Source organism: Labrys sp. Lb11 (assembly GCF_057554225.1).
In genome coordinates this window covers 387,116-404,681 of the sequence record NZ_BAAJOT010000002.1, presented here as the reverse complement: position 1 = coordinate 404,681, position 17,566 = coordinate 387,116, and the positions used below count along the sequence as shown (strand labels likewise).

Sequence of the window (17,566 nt, the reverse complement as noted above, 5' to 3'; positions counted from 1 at the left end):
TTGCAAAGTCTTTCTGACTGATGCGAAAGTTCTGATGATGCCATCGATTTCTTATTTTCGACATACATTGGCGAGGGGGCGGCTGAGGTGCGGGACGTGACGGCGACGAGCATTGCTGCGGCCCGGGTTCTTGCGCCGGCACGATTGCATTTCGGCTTCCTCGATCTGAATGGCGGGCTCGGGCGTCGTTTCGGCAGCTTCGGGGTGGCGCTGGAGCGCCCGGCGGTCGAGCTGCGGATCCAGCCCGCGCCTCGTCTTGAAGCCGTGGGGCCGGAGGCCGAGCGGCTGGCCCGCTATGTCGAGGCGGCGGCGGTGCATCTGGGCGTGCCTGCCCGGGGCCGGGTCGAACTGCGCCGCGCCATCCCTTCCCATGCCGGCTTCGGCTCCGGCACCCAGCTGGCGCTGGCGGCTGCGGCGGCCCTGGCGCGGATGCACGGCAAGCGCTTCGACCCGGTGCTGGCGGCCACGGCGCTGGATCGCGGCAATCGCTCGGGGATCGGCCTCGCCGCCTTCATGGACGGCGGCCTGATCCTCGACGGCGGGCGCGACGGCGGCGACGCAGCCCCGCCGATCCTGGCGCGGGTGCCGTTCCCGCCGGCCTGGCGCATCCTCCTGGTTCTCGACGGCAGGGCGCAGGGCGTGCACGGCACCACCGAGGCCTCCGCCTTCGCCCGGCTGCCGCCGTTTCCCGCCGCCGACGCGGCGCATCTGTGCCGGCTGGCGCTGATGCAGATCCTTCCCGCCGCCGTGACCGGCGATCTCGATGCCTTCGGCCGGGGCGTCACCGAGGTGCAACGGCGGGTCGGTGACTATTTTTCGCCGGTGCAGGGCGGACGCTTCGCCAGCCGGCACGTCACCGCCGTGCTGGCGGCGCTGCAGGAGCGCGGCGTCGCCGGCGTCGGCCAGAGTTCCTGGGGCCCGACGGGCTTCGCCATCCTCGGCTCGGAGGCCGAGGCACGGCGCCTGGCGCGGGAGATGGCGCCGCTCGCCCGGGCGGGCGGGCTCACGCTCGCCGTCACCCGTGGCCGCAACCGCGGCGCCAGGATCAGCACCATCCCGGTCGCCGTGGAGGCGGCCCCCGCCCGCGCAGCCGCTGGAGCACCTGCCGAATGAGCCGCTCGATCCTTCACATGCTGTCGCCGCTCAAGCACATGAGCCCGTTCGACGTGAACATGGCCGTGGACGCCGGCTTCGACGTCGTCGTGCCCTATACCAACGTCACCCTCGAGGAGGTGCGCGGCCTGGTGCAGGATGCGATCTTCTCGCGCTCCCCGGCGGACAGCGTGCGCTCGACCATCTTCATCGCCGGCAAGCGCGCCGACCTTGCCCTCGACATGCTCGACCGGGCGAGAGCCTCCTTCGTGCCGCCGTTCCAACTGCATCTCTTCGCCGATCCGGCCGGCTCCTTCACCACCGGCGCGGCGCTGGTGGCGGTGGTGGCCAGGACGCTGCGCCAGGCCGGCCATGGCGGCCTGAACGGCAAGGCGGTGATCATCTTCGGCGGCACCGGCGTCGTCGCCTTCTGCGCGGCGGTGCTGTGCGCCATGGAGGGGGCTCGCGTCACATTGGCCGGCCATGACGGCGCCGCCCGCGTCGGCGGCATCGCGGCAACGATGAAGCAGCGCTTCGGCGTCGATGTCGGCGCCGCCGACGGCTCCAGCGCCGGAGCCCGCGCGACGGCGGCCGCCGGCGCCGACGTCATCCTGTCGGCCGGCCCGGCCGGCGTCACCATTCTCGACGCGGCGCAACTGGCTGATGTCAAGGGCCTGCTGGTCGCCGCCGACGTCAACGCCGTGCCGCCGGCCGGCCTGGAGGGCGTCGACGTCATAGCCAACGGCGTCGCCTTCGGCGCCGGCAAGGCCCTGGCCGTCGGTGCGCTGGCGGTCGGCAACGTCAAGTACCGCACGGAGTCCGGCCTGTTCCGCCGGTTGCTGACGGCCGACAAGCCGCAAGTCTTTGATTTCCGGGATGCCTACAAGCTTGCTGTCGAAATCGCCGGCTGACGGCGAAGCCCTGCTCATCGTGGCCCAGTCCGGGCGCGCCCTGGCGGCGGCGGCGCGGCGCGCCGGCTTTGCGCCGCTGGTCGCCGATCTGTTCGGCGACAGCGACACCCGCGCCCTCGCCGCCGACTATCGACGCCTGGCCGGACGCTTCGGCCTCGGGCTCGGCGAGGGCAGCGTGCTGGCCGCGCTGCGGAGCCTGGCCGCTGCGAGCCCGAGGCCTGTGCGCGGCGTCGTGCTCGGCAGCGGCTTCGAGCGCCGGCCGCGGCTGATGGCCGCCATCGCCGAGCGCTTCGCACTGATCGGCGCCTCGCCGGACTGCGTGCGGCGGCTGAAGGACCCGCTCGACTTCGCCGCCACGCTGGCGCGGCTCGGCATCCCGCACCCCGCGGTCAGCCTCGAGCCGCCGCCGGCCGGGGCCGGAGCGTGGCTGCGCAAGCGCCGCGGCGGCGCCGGCGGCGGCCATATCCGGCCGGCGCGGCCGGGCATGCCGGGGCGCGGCGCCTATTTCCAGCAGCAGGTGACGGGCGAGGCCTGCGCCGTCGCCTTCCTCGCCGACGGCAGCCGGGCGCGGATCCTCGCCGCGACCCGGCAATGGACCGCTCCCGGCCGCCACGCCCCCTGGCGCTATGGCGGCGCGATCGAGCCGGGCAGCCTGCCCGACGGGCTGCAGGCCGAGGTCGAGGCGGCGATCCAGCGCCTCGTGCCGGCCTTCGGGCTGCGGGGCCTCGCAAGCGCCGACCTGCTGGCCGGGCCGCAGGGCTGGTGGCTCCTGGAGGTCAATCCGCGTCCCGGCGCCACGCTCGACTGCCTCGACCGGCGGCCGACGCCGCTGCTGCGCCAGCATATCGCGGCGTCGGCCGGACAGTTGGGGACGGCTGAGGAACAACCGCCGGGTGCGGCGGGCGCGATGATCCTCTATGCTCGACGGACCATCGCCTCGGTGCCTGCCGTCGACTGGCCCGATTTCATCTCCGATCGGCCGGAACCGGCGAGCCGCATCGCCGCCGGCGCGCCGATCTGTACCGTCATGGCGACGGCCGGGGACGCAGTTGCGGTGCGGTCGCTGCTGGAAGAGCGCGGCCGGGCCATTCGGGATCTGCTAGAAGACGGGAAACACGCCGGTGAGGGAAGCGCCCAAGCAGCCGAGCGTCAACGCGCTCGCCATGCCGCTCGTTGAGAGGTTCGTCGCCGACGCGGCGATGCTGCGCGTCGCAGTGTCGTCCGGTCCGGGCGGCGCGCGGTTCGTCGATGCCGGCTCGCGCGTGCCCGGCTCCATCGAGGCCGGGCGCCGGCTGGCGGAGATCTGCCTGGGCGGGCTCGGCACGGTGGCGCTGGCGGCGACCGGCCCGCTGGCGCGCTGGCCGTCCTCGCTGGTGGTGCATGCCGCCAACCCGGTGCTCGCCTGCCTCGCCAGCCAGTATGCCGGCTGGCGGCTGGCGACCGGCGAGGGCAAGGGCGCCTATTTCGCCCTGGGCTCGGGGCCGGGCCGGGCCGCGGCCAGGGTCGAGCCGCTGTTCGAGGAACTGGGCTACCACGACGAGGCCGAGGCCGCCGTGCTGGTGCTGGAGACCGGCGAGCCGCCCCCGAAGGCGGTGATCGACAAGGTGGCGAAGGCGACCGGGCTCCGCGCCGACCGCCTCACCTTCATCTATGCGCCGACCCAGAGCCTCGCCGGCTCGACCCAGGTGGTGGCGCGGGTGCTCGAGGTCGGGCTGCACAAGACGCACACGCTCGGCTTTCCGCTGGAGCGGGTGGTCGACGGCATCGGCAGCGCCCCGCTCGCTCCGCCGGCGCCGGACTTCGTCAAGGCGATGGGACGCACCAACGACGCCATCATCTATGGCGGGCGCATCCATCTGTTCGTGTCCGGCGCCGACGGCGAGGCCCGGGATCTGGCCGAGGCGCTGCCGAGTTCGACCTCGCGCGACCATGGCGCGCCCTTCGCCGAGGTGTTCGGCCGCTTCAAGGGCGATTTCTACGCCATCGACCCGCATCTGTTCAGCCCAGCCGAGGTGATCGTCACGGCGGTCGACAGCGGCCGCTCCTATCGGGCCGGGCGGTTGGCGCCGGATCTGGTGGACGCCTCCTTCGCATGATCTCGCATTCCGACGCCCGGCCGGGCCTCACCGTCGGCCTCGCCGCCGACAACGGCGAGTGGCATCGCGCCCGCCTGATCGACGCCTTCCGGGCCCGGGGCGTCGAGCCGCTGCTGTTCTCGCTCGCCGAGGTTTCGATCGTCACCGGCAACGGCGAGCCGCTGCGCATCCCCGGCCTGGACGGCGCGCTGCCCGACGGCGTGCTGCTGCGCACCATCTCCGGCGGCACCTTCGAGGCGACGACGCTGCGGCTCGGGGTGCTGCATGCGCTGGTCGCCGCCGGGGTGGTGGTCTGGAACAGCCCGGCGGCGATCGAGCGCAGCGTCGACAAGTCGATGACCAGCCTCCTGGTCCAGCGCGCCGGCCTGCCCACCCCGGACACGTTCGTCGTCTCCAGCCGCGAGGCGGCGGCGGCGATCGTCGAGCGCGAGGCCGGGCCGGAGGCGCCGCTGGTGCTCAAGCCCCTGTTCGGCTCGCAGGGGGAGGGTCTCCAGCTCATCCGCCGGGCCGGGGATCTGCCGGAGCCGGAGGCGGTCGCCCGCGTCTACTATCTCCAGCGCTTCATGCCGCGCCGGGACGGTCTGTGGCGCGACTATCGCGTCTTCGTCTGCGACGACCGGGTGGTCGCCGGCATGGTCCGCGAGGGCGACGGCTGGATCACCAATGTCCACCAGGGCGGGCGGCCGCATCCCTGGGTCGTGCCGGCCGCAGCCGCCGAACTGGCGCTGGCCGCGGCGCGGGCGGTGGGCGTCGCCTATACCGGCGTCGACCTGATCGACGACGGGCAAGGCGGCTATCTCCTGCTCGAGGTCAACAGCATGCCGGCCTGGAACGGTCTGCAGACGGTGACGGAGGCCGATATCGCCGGTGCCATCGTCGAGGGCTTCCTCGGGGCGGTGCGGGCGGCTTGTCCGCCGCGGCTGGCGGCGGCGTCGTGACCGGGGCCGAGGACATCGCAGAGGCCTATCGCGCCGCCTGCCGGCTGGAGCTCCAGGCCCTGAAGCCGGGAAACGTGCATGTCTTCGCCGCCGGGCACGGCTTCGAGGTCGGCGATTTCGAGGCGAGCGCCGAGGTCTCGGCCGGACCGCTGACGCGGCGCGGCGCCGGCGTCGGGACGCGCATCCTCGGGGCGATCGAGGCGACGATCGCCCGGGTGCATTGGAACACGAACCTCGGCATCGTCCTGCTCTGCGCGCCCCTGGCGGTGGCGGCCGAGCGGCCCGGCCCGTTGTGGCCGGCACTGGAGGCGGTGCTGGACGGCCTCACCGTGGCCGACACGGCCGCGGCCTATGCGGCCATCCGCCGTGCCGCGCCGAGCGGCCTCGGCCGGTCGCAGGAGCACGACGTCGCCGAGGCGCCGGCCGTCGACCTCGGCGCGGCCATGGCGGCGGCGGCCGGGCGGGACCGCATCGCCCGGGCCTATGGCGACGGCTTCGCCGATGTGCGCGACGTCGGCCTGCCGGCGCTCGCCGCGGCGCGCGGCAAGCGCCTGGCCGAGGACTGGTGCGTGACGGCGGTGCACCTCGCCTTCCTGTCGCGGTTTCCCGACACCCATATCGCCCGCAAGAACGGCGTCGCTCTGGCGGAGCGGGTGCGCGAGCAGGCGCAGGCGCTGGCCGGTTCGATCGAACTCGGCCCCGGTGCGCTGGCGCCGCTGCTGGATTTCGATGCCGCGCTGAAGCGCGAGGGCCTCAATCCCGGCACGTCGGCCGACTTCACCGTCGCCACCCTGTTCGCCGACGGACTTTCCCTGCCGGAGAACGGAAAATGATGCTCGCAATACTTGCTGGCACCCCGACGACCGGGTTAGGCTCCGAACGCTATCCGGCCAACCGGTTCGGCCAGGAGCCGAACGCTGACAACAAGGGTAGGCGGCCTGGCCGCCGTCCTGTGATGGCGGTCTTCATCGTCTTTGGATAGGGAGGACTTTCAGATGGCTAAGATCAACAAGGTGATGGTCGGAGAGTCGCTTGTCGGCGACGGCAACGAAGTGGCTCATATCGACCTGGTCCTCGGGCCGAGGGGCAGCGCCGCGGAAACGGCGTTCGTCAACGCCCTGGCCAACAACAAGGACGGGTTCACCACCCTCCTCGCCGTGATTGCGCCGAATCTGGCCTGCAAGCCCAACACCATCCTGTTCAACAAGGTGACCATCAAGGGCGCCAAGCAGGCGGTGCAGATGTTCGGCCCGGCCCAGCACGGCGTTGCCAAGGCGGTGCAGGATTCGGTGGCCGAGGGCATCATCCCGGCTGACGAAGCCGACGACCTCTACATCCTGGTCGGCGTTTTCATCCATTGGGAAGCCTCGGACGACGCCAAGATCCAAGAGTACAACTACCGCGCCACGAAGGAAGCGATCGAACGCGCCGTGAAGGGCCTGCCGACCGCCGCCGAAGCCACCGCCAAGCGCGACCAGGTCAAGCACCCCTTCGCCGCTTAGACACGAAGCCACCCTGGACAGAACGAACCTCCGCCGATGCCGAGAGGCCTGCTCCAGCGGTTGGCCACGATCTTTCTGGGCCGGTGATACCGGGCGGGGACGCCCGAGCAGTTTCTCGTGGTCTTCGCCACATGCGACTTTGCATCTCCGACGCAAAGTCGTTCCCGCCCGGGCTTGCAGGCGCAAGCAGGGGCGGGAGAACCTGCCTGGCTTTCCCGCTTGCTTCGAGGTGCGAAGCCTCCCTACGCCTTGCAAGCGCCATCCGCGATCCATCGCGGATGGCGTTTCGCGTCTGACAATCGCGTCAGCCGCCCGTCCCGGCGCGGCCGAGACGTCCGTCATGGATCGCCGAAGCCACCAGCACGCCGGTGACGCCGAGCGCCGCCAGCGGCGCGAGATCGTCCGGCCCGCGCAGCCCGCCGGCCGCAAAGAGGTTGGCCTGCGGCGCCTGCCGCCGGATCTCAGCCAGCCGGTCGAGGTCCGGCCCCGTGCCGGTGCCGACGCGCCCCAGTGTCATGACGATGATTTCGGGCGGCCAGAGCGTGGCGTCCTCCAGCAGGATGGGCGGACCGAGGAAGGCGTCGCCGCGGAAATCCAGGGACAGCACGGCCTCGGCGGCCAGGGTCTGCACGAGGGCGGCGTCGGCCTGGCTTTCCGAGCCGAGCACGATGCGCCCCAGCCGGGCCTGCCGCAGGGACTCGGCGCCGGAGCGTGTGGCGATTCCGGCGTCGATCCACAGCTCGACCCCCGGTGCCGCCGTGGCGATGCGGCGGATCGCGGCGATGTCGGGCGCCGCGCCGGCGATGGCGTCGAGATCGGCGATGTAGAGGCGCCGGGCGGGCAGGGCTGCGATGAGGCCGCGCGTCACGTCGACGGGATCGGCGGTCGGGCTCAGCGGCGTGACGATCGGCGCATAGCTCGCGCGGTCGCCGGCACGAGCCCGGACCACCAGGCCTTGCTTGAGGTCGATGACCGGAACGATCTCGACGATGGCATTCGAGGTCTGGCCCATGGTGGAGTCTCGATAATGCGGAACGGAGCGCCATTGTGAAGGAATATGCGCCCATGGCTACAGGCAAGGCTTCCGCCGACGAGGGCATGGCCGTCGTCGGCTGGGATCTCGGCGGGGTCCATGTCAAGGCTGCCCTGGTGACGGGCGGCCGGCTGGTCGCGGCGGCCCAGGCACCCTACCAGTTGCGGCAGGGCCTCGGCGTGCTGGACGGCGCGCTCGACAGGCTGCCGGACTGGGCGCGGCTGCCGGCCCGCCATGCCGTGACCATGACCGGCGAGCTCTGCGCCCTGTTCGACGATCGCGCCAGCGGTGTGGCGCAGCTGACGGACTGGGCGGTGCGCCATTGCCGCGGCCCCGTCAGCGTCTATGGCGGCCGCGCCGGCTTCCTGGCGCCGGAAGCGGCCCCGGCTCATGCCGGCGACATCGCCTCGGCCAACTGGCATGCCACGGCGGCTTTCGTCGGCGCCCGGCTGGCCGAGGCGCTGCTGGTCGACATCGGCTCGACCACGGCCGACCTGATCCCGGTCTCCGGCGGCAGGGTGGCGGCCGCGGGCTACACCGACGGCGAGCGCATGGCCACGGGCGAGCTGGTCTATACCGGCGCGGTGCGTACGCCGGCGATGGCGCTCGCCGAGCGCGTGCCTTTCGCCGGCCGCGAGGTGACGCTGATGGCCGAGCCTTTCGCCACCATCGCCGACGCCCATCGCCTGCTCGGCACCCTGCCGGCGCAGGCCGACCAGCATGCCAGCGCCGACGGGCGCGGCAAGGGGCTCGCCGAGACGCGCAGCCGCCTCGCCCACATGGTCGGGCTGGACGGCGCCGACGCGCCAGACCAGGCCTGGCAGGATCTCGCCGCCTACTTCGCCGAGATGCAGCTGCGGCGCCTGCACGACGCGGCAGCGAAGGTGGTCTCGCGCGGCGTCCTGCCGCCGGACGCGCCGGTGGTCGGTTGTGGCGTCGGCCGCTTCATTGCCGAGGCGCTGGCCGCGCGGCTCGGGCGGCCCTACCACGACCTGTCGGCGCTGGTGCCGGCGACGGCGGGCGAGGCGGATTACTGGATGGCCGCCTGCGCTCCCGCCGTGGCCGTGGCCTGCCTGGCGGCGGAGATCTGAGGCGTCGGCGTCGCGGTCGCGGCATTCGGAGCCGCGACGACGGCCGAGCCCGTTCGAAAGCGCGCTCACCCCTCCAGGTCGCTCTTCAGCCTGTCGAGGATGCCGAGGGCGTGGGTGGCGTACTCGCTGATCCAGCGGTCGGAGATTCGCTTGATCGGCAGGGCGTTGAGGTGGTTCCAGCGCTCGCGCCCCTCGCGGCGGACGATGACCAGGTCGGCCTCCTCCAGCACCTTCAGATGCTGCATCACGGTGCAGCGGTCCATGTCCGCAAACTGCTCGCACAGTTGGCCGGTGGTCTGCGGGCCCTGCTTCAAGCTGTCGAGCATGCTGCGCCGGCGGTGATGGGCGAGGGCCTTGAAGACGCCGTCATCGGTTGGTTCGCTTGACATGTTATAAATATATAACATATTTTGCCGCCGATCAACACGAGGAGGATACGGTGTCCCTGGGCTTCAGAGTGTCCGCGCGCATCGCCAGGCCGCCGGCCGAAGTGTTCGACGCGGTGGTCAATCCCAAGACGCTGAGCGGCTATTTCACCACCATCGGCGGTGCCAGCGCGCCGCTGGTGCCCGGCACCACCGTGACCTGGTGGGGCGAGGTGCCGGTCGAGGTCGACACGGTCGAGCCCGACAGGCGCATCGTGCTGCGCTGGGATGCGAGCACCGCCGCCGGGCAGGCGCCCTACAAGACCCGCATCGAGATGGGCTTTGCGCCGCTCGATGGCGGCGCCACCCTGGTCACGATCGCGGAGGCCGGATGGCGCGAGGGCGAGGACGGGTTGAAGAAGTCGTACCTGAACTGCGAGGGCTGGACGCAGATGCTGTGCTGCATGAAGGCCTTCCTCGAGCACGGCATCAACCTGCGTGCCGGCTACTACGAGAGCGAACTCAAGGGCGAGCCCGCCCGCGAGCCGAAGGACTGATCCGCGACATCGCGAACTCGAAGCCTGGTGAACGGACGGGCGCCTCCGGCCCGTCCCGCCGCCTACCGGATGAACTGGCCGAAGGCGCGCGGCCCGTCGCCGACCTCGACCGTCTTCACCACCTCGAGCGTCGTCGTGTCGATCATGCTCAGCGTGTTGGCGAACCAACTGGCGACGAAGATGCGGGCGCCGTCGCGGCTGGCGGCGATGCCTTCGGGATAGTCGCCGACCTCGACGGTCTTCAGCACCTTCAGTGTGGCGGTGTCGAACACCGTGACGCTGTCGCCGTACTGGTTGGTGACGAAGGCCTTGCCGCGCGCCAGCGCCACCGCATAGGGGCGCAGGCCGACCTTGACGGTGCCGACGGTCCGGCGCCCGGCGAGGTCGATGACCGAGACGTTGTTCGAGCCGACATTGGCGGTGTAGGCCCGCCGCCCCTCCGCATCGACCGTGACGCCGAACGGGCGCGTGCCGACCGGGATCACCGCCAGGCGTCGCAGCGTCGCGGTGTCGATCACCGAGACCGTGTCGTCGTCGCGGTCGGCGGTGAGGACGAGGGCGCCGTCGGGCGTCACGGCGACGCCGGAGGGCGAGATGCCGACCTCGGCGGTCCGGGGCGGCGTCTCCGCCTCCGGGTCGATCGCCAGCAGGCGCCTGGAATACCAGTCGGCGACGTAGACCGGCCGGCCGGAGGGATGCACGGCGACGCCGAGCGGCCCGCCTTCGACCTTGATCCGGCGCAGGATCCGGCGCTCGGCCGTGTCGATCACGCTCAGCGCCTTGCCCTCCGGGCTGGTGACATAGGCGCGCGCGCCGTCGGCCGAGACGGCGATGCCGGCCGGATCGTCGCCGACCGGGATGGTCGCGAGCTTCTCCATATGCTCGAGGTCGACGACGGCGACCTCGCCGGCCGGCTGGTCGGTGACGAAGGCTTCGCCCGCCCGGGCGGGGACGGCGGCGAGGACGAGCAGGGCGAGGGCGACGCGCCACAGCGTCGCCGCACCCGGCGCGCCGGTCACTGCGAGGCTTCGAGCTTGGCCTTCAGCCCGTCGAGGCCGGCACGATAGAGCGCCGTCACCGCCTTGACGGCGGCCTCGTCGTTCAGCTCCGGCGGCGGGTCGTTGTTGGGATAGCCGCGATAGAAGGCGCCGCGCCATTCCACCTTCGACTTGCCGCCGTCGGCCGGCAGGACGGCGATGGTCGAGGAATAGTTGGTCACCGGCAGGACCTTCACGTCCACCGCGGTGATGCGGTAGGAATAGCTCATCTTGTCGGGCTGGTACTTGTAGAGGACCTCATCCACGGTCGCCCCGTCCTTCAGGGTCAGGCGGCGCGTCGGGTTCTTGGCGTCGTCGTCGGGATCGACCACCGTGGTGCCGCCCTTGGCCTCGGTCTTGGCCACCGGCGGCAGCCAGCTCATGTCGCCGAAATTGCCGACGACGGCCCAGACCTTGTCCGGGGGCAGGTTGATCTCGACGGATTCGGTGATCTTCTTGCGGGTCGGGCCGTGCGCCTCGGCGGCGAGCGGCGCCAGGGCGACCAGGCCGGCGAGGGCTGCGAACAGGACTGTCTTCATCAAGGCTTTTCCTCCACCTGCGGCCCCGGGGGCGAGGGGGGCCTGTCCTCCGTCGGCCGGTTCGGGGGCGCGGGGCCCAGTCCGGCAACGATCTTCTCCTCGATCCAGCGCCAGGCCTCCTGCTCGGCCGGGCCGGCCGTCTTGGCGATGGCAATGGCGAGATAGGCCATCTCGGCATCGATCTTCTCGCGCGGCAGCAGGTGCAGGCGTGTCGACAGGATCGCCGCCTCGATCACGGCATTGCGGGCCCGGACATAGCCGAGGAACGGGCGGTGCATGGCCTGGTGGACGACGCGGCAGCGAAAGCGCGGCCGCTGGGCATCGTCCGTCATCGCCTCAACCGCGAGCTCCATATGCGCGTGGGCGTCGGCGAGGCGCACGCCCTCGATCCGGTCGCACGGCACCGTCGGCCAGTCGCGCCGGCCGGTGACGCAGCCGGCGATGACGCGCACATCCGCGGGGCTCGCCGCGGCGAGGAAGGGATGGCGCTCCAGATTGGCGATGGTCGGCGAGGGACGGAACGGCGCCACGACATAGGCGTCGCCCTCGGCGATCAGACCGAACGGCACCAGGTGCGGCGTGCCATCCGGGTTGAGCGTGGTGACGACGGTCTCCAGGATCAGCGGCATCGCTCACTCCGCCCCGGACTGGCGCCGCCGGGCGCGCAGGGTGTGGCCCGCCTCCTTGAAGGCGGTGGCGTCCTCGGCCGGCCGGTCGGCGGCACAGCCGAAATCGAGCGGCTCGTCCTGGGCGTAGCGCTTGCGCAGCCGCCAGGCGACCTCGGCCTTGGCCAGCTCCGCGCCGAGGTAGAAGGCATGGGCCGCGTCGGCCTCGACGCCGAGCTCGGGGTAGAAGGCGAGCGCCTCGGTGCCGACGGCGTGCCGGTCGCGGTTGTAGACATGGATGCCGTCGGCCGCGACCTCGATGCGGAAATTGGCGTCGCGTACCGCCGCCGCCGCCGCCGCGACCTCCTCCGGCGTCGAGGCGAAGGGGCGTTTGTCGTGCAGGGCGAGCAGGGCATTGCCATAGCCCTTGGGCAGGGCCGTATCGGCCTTGGCCGCATGCATCACCCGCCGCGCGGCATCGTGTTCCTCGATGGTGCGCCAGGTGTGCGGGCTGACCTGGACCACCAGCACGTTGCGGATGGCAAGTTCCGAGCACATGCCCAGCAGCAGGGTGGTCAGGCCGAGGCTGTCGGTCTCGGTGAGCTCGGTGAGGTTGCCGGTGCCCATCAGCATCTCGGCCTCCGGCAGCAGCCGGCGGACCTCGGCATAGCGCTCCAGCGAGGCGACGAGGCCGAAATGGATCGGCTCCAGCACGGGATCGGCGAGGAAGGGCCGGCCCGCGGCCATGAGGCGGCCGGCGGCCCGCACCAGCGAGGCGACGTCGCCGGGCCTCGCCGGCACCAGCACCGGCACGGCGTCGGTCTCGAAGGCGAGGTCGAGCGTGTCCTCGCTGAGGCTGAGCAGGAAGTCGGCTCCGGCCGCGGCGCCGCGCCTGAGCTCGTCGACGGCAAAGCTGTCGACGCTGACCCTGAGGCCCGCCTGCTTGAGCAGGCGTACGCTATCCTCCAGGTGCGGGAACGGCGTGTCCGGCAGGCCGCCGAGGTCGATGACGTCGGCGCCCGAGGCCGCCAGGGCACGCGCACGGGTGAGGATCGCCTCGGGCTCGAGGTTCGGCGCGTCGACGATCTCGGCGAAGATCGCGAGGTCGTGGCGCGAGAGATCCGGCGGGCGGACGCCGCGGCCGAAGAAGCCGGGCAGGTCGACGATCTCGTCCGGCCCGCGCACCACCGGCACGCCGAAATGCCGGGTGAGCGCTTCGAGATCGGCGCGGCAGCGGCCGGGCAGCACGATGCGCGTCGTCCCCTCCGGCGGGACGACGCGGCGGCGGATGATCTCGCCGGTCATCAGCGCGGCGACCTTCACCCCGGCGTCGACGATCACCCAGTCGAAGGCATCGCTGCCGATCTGGCTCATGGCCCGCTCCAGGCGGGCGCGGGCGAGATGGCCGGTGACCAGGACGAGGCGCTCACGCATGCGGGAGGCCGTCCAGGGCCGCCACCGCCGCCAGCCTTTGCCGCAGCGCCGCCTCCAGCTCCGTCAGCGTCTCGACCACGGTCGTCGCCTCGAAGGCCTTGAGCTTCTCGGTGTTCTCCAGGTCGATCCGGCGCGGATAGACCTTGACCATGCCCGAGGGCGCCATGGTGTCCATCTCCGGCGCCGTGTCGCAGGCGAAGACGATGGAGGGCACCCGGCACTTGCCGGCCTGGGCGTAGACATTGGTCGCCAGCGTATCGGAGATGCCGTAGACGCATTTGGCGATGGTGTTGGAGGTGGCGGGGGCCACCACCAGCGTGTGGTAGACACCGTGGTAGAACCGGCCCACCGGGCCGGCGCTGGCGGTGGTATCGCGGAAGACGTGCACGCCCTTGTGCAGGCCGGCGAACTCCTTGCGGTACATGCGGACCACTTCCGCCGCCGCCTTGGTGACGAAGAGGTCGACGTCCGGCAGCTCGCGGATCAGCGCCAGGCATTCGGTGAAGTAGTGCCCGGAGCCGGTGAGGGCCCAGGCGAGGCGGCGCTTCGGCGGGACGGTCGTCATGCCGGGTGACCTTCCCGGACGCCCAGGCCGAGCAGGCTGCGGGCATCGCCTTGCAGCGCCGGTCCGGCGAGGCGGATGTCGCCGCCATAGCGCGCGGCGAAATCGGGAAAGGCGTCGTCGACGATGCCGGCCGCTGCCAGCGCCTCGGTTTCGGTCCGGCCGCGCACGGACTGTGCCGCATCGACGGATTTGCAGAGCACGAGACGGTCGGCCTCGATCTCCGCTGCCAGCCAGGCGGCGAGGCTGTCGGAGGTGACCGCCCAGCCCTCGGGGATGTCGGGACGGCCGGCGCGCAGGGCGGCCGGGTGCCAGACCGGCACGCGGCCGCGGCGATGGGCATCGGCGATCGCCGCATGGTCGTCGAGGAGAAGGAAGGCACCGGCGCGGGCAGCCAGGATCTCGCCGACATGGCTCATGGCGTCGAGCGCGAGCCGGTGCGCCAGGACGTCGTCGAAGGCGAGCAGGCGCTGGGCCTCGCGCACCGCGTCGGCGAAGAGGCCGCCGCCCGGCACGATGACGAGGCGCGCCTCCCGGGCGTCGGCGAGGTGGCGCAGCAGCGGGTCGAGGCCGGGCGAGGTCAGCAGGCTACCGCCGAGCTTGACGACGACGAGGGGCGGAACGGCGGTCATCACGCCGCCTCGCGGCCGGCGGCCGCCCGCAGACGCGCCGCCGCCTCGCGGATCGCCGTTGCGTCGAGTCCGCGCCGCCGGTCGCCGCCTGTGCACAAGCCGCCGCGAAAGCCGAGATAGTCGGCGCCGAGCGGGGCGAGCCTGTCTATGTCGTCCAGCCGCAGCGAGCCGGCCAGGCCGCACATCAGGTTTGCGGCGCGGCAGGCGGCCGCGAAGCCGGCCAGCTTCGGCAGGGGCAGGATGTCGGTGAGCCGGCCGCCGGTCTTGCCGCGCGTGTCGAGCATGGCCCCGGCGAAGCCGGCCTGCGCCAGCGCCGCGGTGAGGCCGAGGTCGGGAGCCTCGTCGGCGAAGAGGACGGCGACGAAGCGGTGCCCTCGGGGCAGCGCCGCGCTGATCCGGGCAATGGCGCCGGCCTGCGCCAGCCCGGCGGCAAGGCCGAGCTTGACGAAGGCGACGCCGCTGTCGGCGACCGCCCGGGCCGCGCGGGCGAGCGCCTCGATGTCGCCATGCTCGCCGGCGACGGCGCTGACCGGCGCGCGCCCGGCGACGGCATCGCGGATCGCGGCGATCGCCGCGGGCGCCAGAGCGCCGAGCGAGCCTTGCGCCGGGTCCTTGGCGTCGATCAGGTCCGCCCCGGCCGATGCCGCCAGATCGGCCTCGGCGGCATCGCGGACGCTGACGAGCAGGCGGCTCGCCGGGGAAACTGTGGAACCGGTCATGGCGTGCGCAAGGGTTTGCTCTCGATCTCGTCGATCAGGAAGGCGGTGGCCCGACGATAGGCCTCGTCGGTGTCGCCGCGGAAATTCAAGTCACGATAGAACACCCGCTTGCCGGTCGAAACGTCGAAAGCGCCGACCCACATACGGGTCATCATCGTGCTGACCTTCTGCACCGCCCCGGTCAGCACGATCTCGGCGCCGGATCGGCGGGCATGGTCGAGGATGCAGGCCGAGTCGCCGGCCGAACAGGCGTCGAGGCCGGTGACGTCGACGATGCGATAGGGGCCGCCGAGCCTGGCGCGCAGTTGCTCGCCGAGCGCGGCGAGGCGCGCGTCATGCTCGGCCCGCTGGTCGCGCGGCTCGCCCGTGGTGTCGAGGAAGCCGAATGGCAGCACCGCGAGCGCCTGTCGGGCCGGGGCCTGCGCCAGCGCGCCGAGAGGAGCGGCGAGGGCCGTGGCAATGATCGCCGTGGCGAAGAACTGTCCGATCCCGTGCATGGGTCACCTTGGCGAAGCGGGGGCGAGCGATCGGGAACCGGGGGCAGCCTTCGTCATGGCGCGGTCAGGGGCGGATCGGTCAGGCGGTTCTTGACCAGGAACCGCACGCCCCGCAGCCACATGTCGTCGGTGTTGCCGCGAATATCGACCTGGCCGCCGCGCAGCATCCGGCCCGAGGCCACGTCGGTGATTTCGACCTTGAAGGACAGGATGAGGTTCGAGGTCTTCTGAACCACTCCGTTCACCGCCACCTCCGCCCCGAGGGCGCGGGCGATGTCCTGGACGCAGCCGTTGCAGTTGAACAGGGGAGAGGCTTTCTCGATCACCGCCGCCTGGGACTTGAGGTCGACCTCCGCCACCTGGCCGGAGGCATCGAGCAGGCGCCGCAGCTCGGCGCTCGCCAGCCCGATGCGCTTGGTCTGGTCGTCCCGCGGGCCGGCGAGCTGGCCCTCCTCGCTGGTGTCGAGCAACTCAAAGCCGAAGATCGCGGCCTTCAGCGGCCGGGCCGTGGCGACGTCGCTCGAAACCAAGACCGCGGCCAGGGCGGCTGTGGTAGAAATCAGCGTCTTCATGGCAATTTTCTGCATGTCCGCATGGTGTCACAGGCAATGGTGCGGTCGCAAGTTTGCTTCAGCTTATTTTTCCCTTAGACATATTCGGTTGATTTGCGGCCGAAGCGATGCCTAGTTTACCTCACCGGGCTTTTTGTCGAGCAACGTTTTGATCTTGCTTCCCGCCATGCGCTTTCTTCGGACGTGGTCGCGGATCGCGATTGCGGCCGCCGTGGTGCTGACGGTCGGCGTGCCGGTCCGGGCCGCGCCGGCCAAGACGGAGGTGCGCATCGGCGTCCTCGGGCCGAAGTCGCCGCCTCCGCCGCTTTACGAGCTCGATCCGGTGCCGGAGGACGAGGCCTTTGCCGGGGCGCGGCTGGCCATCACCGACAACAACACCACCGGCTCCTTTCTCGGCCAGCACTATACGCTGGACGAGGCTGTTCTCGCCACAGGCCAGTCGGCCGCCGCCGCGGCGCAGAAGCTGGTCGACGGCGGCGCCAATTTTCTCGTGCTCAACCTGCCGGCGGATCAACTCCTTGAGGTGGCCGACGCGGTCAAGGGACGCGACGTCCTGGTGTTCAACGCCGGAGCGCCTGACGACCGGCTGCGGGCGGCCGACTGCCGGGCCAACGTGTTCCATGTCGCGCCCAACCGGGCGATGCTGACCGACGGGCTGGCGCAGTTCCTGGTCGTGCGCAAATGGCCGAAGCTGTTCCTGATCACCGGTCCCCAGCCCGGCGACAAGCTCTATGCCGAGGCGATGCGCCGCTCCGCCAAGAAGTTCGGTCTGAAGATCGTCGCCGATGCCGACTGGACCTTCGGTCCGCTCGCGCGGGCGCGTGGCGACAGCGTGGTGCAGTCGGACGCGCTGGTCTTCACCCGCGGCACCGATTACGACGTCATGGTGGTGGCGGACGAGGCTGGAGATTTCGGCGACTTCATCTCGTACAACACCTGGGATCCCAAGCTGGTCACGGGCACGCAGGGCCTGATCGCCGCCGCCTGGCACAGGGCGCAGGATGCCTGGGGCTCGGCCCAGCTGCAGAGCCGCTTCTACACCGCGGCCAAGCGCTTCATGCGCCCGGCCGACTATCAGGCCTGGGTGGCGACGCGGGCGGTCGGGGAAGCGGTGACCCGCGCCAAGTCGGCAGACCCCAAGGCGCTGGCCGATTTCATGTTGACGCCGAAGTTCCAGATCGCCGCCTTCAAGGGCGTGCCGGTCAGCTTCCGGCCCTGGGACCACCAGCTGCGCCAACCCGTGCTGCTGGCCCAGCCGATGCGGATCGTGTCGGTCTCGCCGCAGCAGGGCTTCCTGCACCAGCGGACGCCGCTCGACACCATGGGATTCGACGAGCCGGAAAAGGCTTGCGTGCTGAAATAGGCGGATCGGGGCGCCCGCCGT

At 71.6% G+C, this 17,566-nt stretch carries 21 protein-coding genes; 10 read left to right on the top strand and 11 right to left on the bottom strand.

The window, feature by feature from the left end; all coding sequences use genetic code 11:
• The first annotated feature begins 87 nt into the window (after positions 1-87).
• The 7 genes from AC27L4_RS07030 to fae all read left to right on the top strand — a co-directional run bounded on the left by AC27L4_RS07030 (position 88) and on the right by fae (position 6,539).
• A complete protein-coding gene (locus tag AC27L4_RS07030; RefSeq protein WP_487141368.1) occupies positions 88-1,113 on the top strand; it encodes a beta-ribofuranosylaminobenzene 5'-phosphate synthase family protein in 1,026 nt (341 codons plus the stop codon).
• The gene (locus AC27L4_RS07025) at positions 1,110-2,003 is read left to right on the top strand and encodes an NAD(P)-dependent methylenetetrahydromethanopterin dehydrogenase (RefSeq protein ID WP_487141367.1); all 894 of its coding nucleotides are present in this window, start codon (positions 1,110-1,112) and stop codon (positions 2,001-2,003) included. The genes AC27L4_RS07030 and AC27L4_RS07025 overlap by 4 nt, the downstream gene beginning before the upstream one ends.
• On the top strand, positions 1,969-3,180 hold the full coding sequence (locus tag AC27L4_RS07020) for an ATP-grasp domain-containing protein (protein ID WP_487141366.1): 1,212 nt from the start codon (positions 1,969-1,971) through the stop codon (positions 3,178-3,180). Before AC27L4_RS07025 ends, AC27L4_RS07020 begins: the two co-directional genes overlap by 35 nt.
• On the top strand, positions 3,125-4,099 hold the full coding sequence (mch, locus tag AC27L4_RS07015; RefSeq protein WP_487141365.1) for a methenyltetrahydromethanopterin cyclohydrolase: 975 nt from the start codon (positions 3,125-3,127) through the stop codon (positions 4,097-4,099). Before AC27L4_RS07020 ends, mch begins: the two co-directional genes overlap by 56 nt.
• Positions 4,096-5,037 (top strand): ATP-grasp domain-containing protein, encoded by a 942-nt coding sequence (locus AC27L4_RS07010; protein WP_487141364.1) that lies wholly within the window; start codon positions 4,096-4,098, stop codon positions 5,035-5,037. Before mch ends, AC27L4_RS07010 begins: the two co-directional genes overlap by 4 nt.
• The gene (locus AC27L4_RS07005; protein WP_487141363.1) at positions 5,007-5,870 is read left to right on the top strand and encodes a triphosphoribosyl-dephospho-CoA synthase; all 864 of its coding nucleotides are present in this window, start codon (positions 5,007-5,009) and stop codon (positions 5,868-5,870) included. Before AC27L4_RS07010 ends, AC27L4_RS07005 begins: the two co-directional genes overlap by 31 nt.
• Positions 5,871-6,032: 162 nt before the next feature.
• Entirely contained in the window at positions 6,033-6,539 is a 507-nt protein-coding gene (gene fae, locus AC27L4_RS07000) for a formaldehyde-activating enzyme (RefSeq protein ID WP_487141361.1), read from the top strand.
• 304 nt (positions 6,540-6,843) lie between these two features.
• Here fae and AC27L4_RS06995 read toward each other — a convergent pair whose 3' ends face one another.
• A complete protein-coding gene (locus tag AC27L4_RS06995; RefSeq protein ID WP_487141360.1) occupies positions 6,844-7,551 on the bottom strand; it encodes a HisA/HisF-related TIM barrel protein in 708 nt (235 codons plus the stop codon).
• A gap of 53 nt (positions 7,552-7,604) precedes the next feature.
• Here AC27L4_RS06995 and AC27L4_RS06990 point away from each other — a divergent pair, with 53 nt between their 5' ends.
• A complete protein-coding gene (locus AC27L4_RS06990) occupies positions 7,605-8,663 on the top strand; it encodes a hydantoinase/oxoprolinase family protein (RefSeq protein WP_487141358.1) in 1,059 nt (352 codons plus the stop codon).
• Between the two features lie 65 nt (positions 8,664-8,728).
• Here AC27L4_RS06990 and AC27L4_RS06985 read toward each other — a convergent pair whose 3' ends face one another.
• The gene (locus AC27L4_RS06985; protein ID WP_487141357.1) at positions 8,729-9,052 is read right to left on the bottom strand and encodes an ArsR/SmtB family transcription factor; all 324 of its coding nucleotides are present in this window, start codon (positions 9,050-9,052) and stop codon (positions 8,729-8,731) included.
• 50 nt (positions 9,053-9,102) lie between these two features.
• Between AC27L4_RS06985 and AC27L4_RS06980 the strand changes: the two genes are divergently transcribed.
• The gene (locus tag AC27L4_RS06980) at positions 9,103-9,585 is read left to right on the top strand and encodes an SRPBCC domain-containing protein (protein WP_487141355.1); all 483 of its coding nucleotides are present in this window, start codon (positions 9,103-9,105) and stop codon (positions 9,583-9,585) included.
• Between the two features lie 62 nt (positions 9,586-9,647).
• On the opposite strand, the gene AC27L4_RS06975 is transcribed toward AC27L4_RS06980, so the two are convergent.
• Genes AC27L4_RS06975 through AC27L4_RS06935 form a run of 9 tightly spaced genes read right to left on the bottom strand, consistent with a single transcriptional unit; the run spans position 9,648 to position 16,182 of the window.
• A complete protein-coding gene (locus AC27L4_RS06975) occupies positions 9,648-10,604 on the bottom strand; it encodes a YVTN family beta-propeller repeat protein (protein WP_487141354.1) in 957 nt (318 codons plus the stop codon).
• Positions 10,601-11,161, bottom strand: a complete 561-nt coding sequence (locus AC27L4_RS06970) for an SRPBCC family protein (protein WP_487141353.1) — start codon at positions 11,159-11,161, stop codon at positions 10,601-10,603. Before AC27L4_RS06970 ends, AC27L4_RS06975 begins: the two co-directional genes overlap by 4 nt.
• Complete coding sequence (locus AC27L4_RS06965; RefSeq protein WP_487141352.1) at positions 11,161-11,790, bottom strand: DUF447 domain-containing protein; 630 nt, start codon at positions 11,788-11,790, stop codon at positions 11,161-11,163. Before AC27L4_RS06965 ends, AC27L4_RS06970 begins: the two co-directional genes overlap by 1 nt.
• A gap of 3 nt (positions 11,791-11,793) precedes the next feature.
• Positions 11,794-13,200, bottom strand: coding sequence for a DUF6513 domain-containing protein (locus AC27L4_RS06960; RefSeq protein WP_487141351.1), 1,407 nt, complete (start codon positions 13,198-13,200; stop codon positions 11,794-11,796).
• The gene (locus AC27L4_RS06955; protein ID WP_487141350.1) at positions 13,193-13,765 is read right to left on the bottom strand and encodes a flavoprotein; all 573 of its coding nucleotides are present in this window, start codon (positions 13,763-13,765) and stop codon (positions 13,193-13,195) included. Before AC27L4_RS06955 ends, AC27L4_RS06960 begins: the two co-directional genes overlap by 8 nt.
• A complete protein-coding gene (locus tag AC27L4_RS06950; protein ID WP_487141348.1) occupies positions 13,762-14,394 on the bottom strand; it encodes an amino acid kinase family protein in 633 nt (210 codons plus the stop codon). Before AC27L4_RS06950 ends, AC27L4_RS06955 begins: the two co-directional genes overlap by 4 nt.
• Positions 14,394-15,113, bottom strand: coding sequence for a (5-formylfuran-3-yl)methyl phosphate synthase (locus AC27L4_RS06945; protein ID WP_487141347.1), 720 nt, complete (start codon positions 15,111-15,113; stop codon positions 14,394-14,396). The genes AC27L4_RS06950 and AC27L4_RS06945 overlap by 1 nt, the downstream gene beginning before the upstream one ends.
• Positions 15,110-15,610: a DUF3280 domain-containing protein gene (locus tag AC27L4_RS06940; RefSeq protein ID WP_487141346.1), complete on the bottom strand. Its 501-nt coding sequence runs from the start codon at positions 15,608-15,610 to the stop codon at positions 15,110-15,112. Before AC27L4_RS06940 ends, AC27L4_RS06945 begins: the two co-directional genes overlap by 4 nt.
• A gap of 53 nt (positions 15,611-15,663) precedes the next feature.
• Positions 15,664-16,182, bottom strand: coding sequence for a DUF3280 domain-containing protein (locus AC27L4_RS06935; protein ID WP_487141345.1), 519 nt, complete (start codon positions 16,180-16,182; stop codon positions 15,664-15,666).
• 148 nt (positions 16,183-16,330) lie between these two features.
• On the opposite strand from AC27L4_RS06935, the gene AC27L4_RS06930 reads away from it, so the two are divergent.
• Positions 16,331-17,545, top strand: coding sequence for an ABC transporter substrate-binding protein (locus AC27L4_RS06930; RefSeq protein ID WP_487141344.1), 1,215 nt, complete (start codon positions 16,331-16,333; stop codon positions 17,543-17,545).
• The last annotated feature ends 21 nt before the right edge of the window (positions 17,546-17,566 follow it).

Excerpts from the sequence above, each read along its gene's own strand:
- AC27L4_RS07025 (WP_487141367.1), top strand. The coding sequence starts at position 1,110 with ATGAGCCGCTCGATCCTTCACATGCTGTCGCCGCTCAAGCACATGAGC.
- AC27L4_RS07020 (WP_487141366.1), top strand. The coding sequence starts at position 1,969 with ATGCCTACAAGCTTGCTGTCGAAATCGCCGGCTGACGGCGAAGCCCTG.
- AC27L4_RS07010 (WP_487141364.1), top strand. The coding sequence starts at position 4,096 with ATGATCTCGCATTCCGACGCCCGGCCGGGCCTCACCGTCGGCCTCGCC.
- fae (WP_487141361.1), top strand. The coding sequence starts at position 6,033 with ATGGCTAAGATCAACAAGGTGATGGTCGGAGAGTCGCTTGTCGGCGAC.
- AC27L4_RS06995 (WP_487141360.1), bottom strand. The coding sequence starts at position 7,551 with ATGGGCCAGACCTCGAATGCCATCGTCGAGATCGTTCCGGTCATCGAC.
- AC27L4_RS06990 (WP_487141358.1), top strand. The coding sequence starts at position 7,605 with ATGGCTACAGGCAAGGCTTCCGCCGACGAGGGCATGGCCGTCGTCGGC.
- AC27L4_RS06985 (WP_487141357.1), bottom strand. The coding sequence starts at position 9,052 with ATGTCAAGCGAACCAACCGATGACGGCGTCTTCAAGGCCCTCGCCCAT.
- AC27L4_RS06970 (WP_487141353.1), bottom strand. The coding sequence starts at position 11,161 with ATGAAGACAGTCCTGTTCGCAGCCCTCGCCGGCCTGGTCGCCCTGGCG.
- AC27L4_RS06965 (WP_487141352.1), bottom strand. The coding sequence starts at position 11,790 with ATGCCGCTGATCCTGGAGACCGTCGTCACCACGCTCAACCCGGATGGC.
- AC27L4_RS06960 (WP_487141351.1), bottom strand. The coding sequence starts at position 13,200 with ATGCGTGAGCGCCTCGTCCTGGTCACCGGCCATCTCGCCCGCGCCCGC.
- AC27L4_RS06955 (WP_487141350.1), bottom strand. The coding sequence starts at position 13,765 with ATGACGACCGTCCCGCCGAAGCGCCGCCTCGCCTGGGCCCTCACCGGC.
- AC27L4_RS06950 (WP_487141348.1), bottom strand. The coding sequence starts at position 14,394 with ATGACCGCCGTTCCGCCCCTCGTCGTCGTCAAGCTCGGCGGTAGCCTG.
- AC27L4_RS06945 (WP_487141347.1), bottom strand. The coding sequence starts at position 15,113 with ATGACCGGTTCCACAGTTTCCCCGGCGAGCCGCCTGCTCGTCAGCGTC.
- AC27L4_RS06940 (WP_487141346.1), bottom strand. The coding sequence starts at position 15,610 with ATGCACGGGATCGGACAGTTCTTCGCCACGGCGATCATTGCCACGGCC.
- AC27L4_RS06935 (WP_487141345.1), bottom strand. The coding sequence starts at position 16,182 with ATGAAGACGCTGATTTCTACCACAGCCGCCCTGGCCGCGGTCTTGGTT.